This window comes from Enterobacter sp. CFEC122 (assembly GCF_052983755.1).
Map to the genome: position 1 here is coordinate 1 of NZ_JBRIQR010000094.1, position 3,101 is coordinate 3,101.

1 rRNA gene is annotated in these 3,101 nt (G+C 52.4%); it reads right to left on the reverse strand.

The window, feature by feature from the left end:
* Positions 1 to 70: 70 nt before the first annotated feature.
* Positions 71 to 2,974 (reverse strand): 23S ribosomal RNA (locus ACVCAM_RS26100).
* Positions 2,975 to 3,101: the final 127 nt, after the last annotated feature.

Here is a 3,101-nt window from a genome sequence, read left to right on the forward strand (position 1 = left end):
GCAAATTCTGTTAATCTGTATCAGGCTGAAAATCGTGTCTGTCTCTTCGCCAAAACACCTTCGGCGTTGTAAGGTTAAGCCTCACGGTTCATTAGTATCGGTTAGCTCAACGCATCGCTGCGCTTACACACCCGACCTATCAACGTCGTCGTCTTCAACGTTCCTTCAGGAGACTTAAAGTCTCAGGGAGAACTCATCTCGGGGCAAGTTTCGTGCTTAGATGCTTTCAGCACTTATCTTTTCCGCATTTAGCTACCGGGCAGTGCCATTGGCATGACAACCCGAACACCAGTGATGCGTCCACTCCGGTCCTCTCGTACTAGGAGCAGCCCCCCTCAATTCTCCAGCGCCCACGGCAGATAGGGACCGAACTGTCTCACGACGTTCTAAACCCAGCTCGCGTACCACTTTAAATGGCGAACAGCCATACCCTTGGGACCTACTTCAGCCCCAGGATGTGATGAGCCGACATCGAGGTGCCAAACACCGCCGTCGATATGAACTCTTGGGCGGTATCAGCCTGTTATCCCCGGAGTACCTTTTATCCGTTGAGCGATGGCCCTTCCATTCAGAACCACCGGATCACTATGACCTGCTTTCGCACCTGCTCGAGCCGTCACTCTCGCAGTCAAGCTAGCTTATGCCATTGCACTAACCTCCTGATGTCCGACCAGGATTAGCTAACCTTCGTGCTCCTCCGTTACTCTTTGGGAGGAGACCGCCCCAGTCAAACTACCCACCAGACACTGTCCGCAACCCGGATTACGGGTCTACGTTAGAACACCAGCCATTAAAGGGTGGTATTTCAAGGACGGCTCCATGCAGACTGGCGTCCACACTTCAAAGCCTCCCACCTATCCTACACATCAAGGACCAGTGTTCAGTGTCAAGCTATAGTAAAGGTTCACGGGGTCTTTCCGTCTTGCCGCGGGTACACTGCATCTTCACAGCGAGTTCAATTTCACTGAGTCTCGGGTGGAGACAGCCTGGCCATCATTACGCCATTCGTGCAGGTCGGAACTTACCCGACAAGGAATTTCGCTACCTTAGGACCGTTATAGTTACGGCCGCCGTTTACCGGGGCTTCGATCAAGAGCTTCGCGTTGCCGCTAACCCCATCAATTAACCTTCCGGCACCGGGCAGGCGTCACACCGTATACGTCCACTTTCGTGTTTGCACAGTGCTGTGTTTTTAATAAACAGTTGCAGCCAGCTGGTATCTTCGACTGATTTCAGCTCCACCCGCAGGGGCTTCACCTACATATCAGCGTGCCTTCTCCCGAAGTTACGGCACCATTTTGCCTAGTTCCTTCACCCGAGTTCTCTCAAGCGCCTTGGTATTCTCTACCTGACCACCTGTGTCGGTTTGGGGTACGATTTGATGTTACCTGATGCTTAGAGGCTTTTCCTGGAAGCAGGGCATTTGTTACTTCAGCACCGTAGTGCCTCGTCATCACACCTCAGCGTTAAAAGGTACCGGATTTACCTGGAACCTCCGCCTACATGCTTAAACCGGGACAACCGTCGCCCGGCTAACATAGCCTTCTCCGTCCCCCCTTCGCAGTAACACCAAGTACAGGAATATTAACCTGTTTCCCATCGACTACGCCTTTCGGCCTCGCCTTAGGGGTCGACTCACCCTGCCCCGATTAACGTTGGACAGGAACCCTTGGTCTTCCGGCGAGCGGGCTTTTCACCCGCTTTATCGTTACTTATGTCAGCATTCGCACTTCTGATACCTCCAGCAACCCTCACAGGCCACCTTCAACGGCTTACAGAACGCTCCCCTACCCAACAACACATAGTGTCGCTGCCGCAGCTTCGGTGCATGGTTTAGCCCCGTTACATCTTCCGCGCAGGCCGACTCGACCAGTGAGCTATTACGCTTTCTTTAAATGATGGCTGCTTCTAAGCCAACATCCTGGCTGTCTGTGCCTTCCCACATCGTTTCCCACTTAACCATGACTTTGGGACCTTAGCTGGCGGTCTGGGTTGTTTCCCTCTTCACGACGGACGTTAGCACCCGCCGTGTGTCTCCCGTGATAACATTCTTCGGTATTCGTAGTTTGCATCGGGTTGGTAAGCCGGGATGGCCCCCTAGCCGAAACAGTGCTCTACCCCCGAAGATGAGTTCACGAGGCGCTACCTAAATAGCTTTCGGGGAGAACCAGCTATCTCCCGGTTTGATTGGCCTTTCACCCCCAGCCACAAGTCATCCGCTAATTTTTCAACATTAGTCGGTTCGGTCCTCCAGTTAGTGTTACCCAACCTTCAACCTGCCCATGGCTAGATCACCGGGTTTCGGGTCTATACCCTGCAACTTAACGCCCAGTTAAGACTCGGTTTCCCTTCGGCTCCCCTATACGGTTAACCTTGCTACAGAATATAAGTCGCTGACCCATTATACAAAAGGTACGCAGTCACACCACGAAGGTGCTCCCACTGCTTGTACGTACACGGTTTCAGGTTCTTTTTCACTCCCCTCGCCGGGGTTCTTTTCGCCTTTCCCTCACGGTACTGGTTCACTATCGGTCAGTCAGGAGTATTTAGCCTTGGAGGATGGTCCCCCCATATTCAGACAGGATACCACGTGTCCCGCCCTACTCTTCGAGTTCACAGCCTGTGCATTTTCGTGTACGGGACTGTCACCCTGTACCGTGCGACTTTCCAGACGCTTCCACTAACACACAAGCTGATTCAGACTCTGGGCTGCTCCCCGTTCGCTCGCCGCTACTGGGGGAATCTCGGTTGATTTCTTTTCCTCGGGGTACTTAGATGTTTCAGTTCCCCCGGTTCGCCTCGTTAACCTATGTATTCAGTTAACGATAGTGCAACGAATTGCACTGGGTTTCCCCATTCGGACATCGCCGGGTCAAAGGTTCATATCACCTCGCCGGCGCTTTTCGCAGATTAGCACGTCCTTCATCGCCTCTGACTGCCAGGGCATCCACCGTGTACGCTTAGTCGCTTAACCTCACAACCCGAAGATGTTTCTTTCGATTCATCATCGACTTGCGAAAATTTGAGAGACTCGAACACACCATTTAAGATGTGTCGTTTCAATTTTCAGCTTGATCCAGATTTTTAAAGAGCAAAACTTC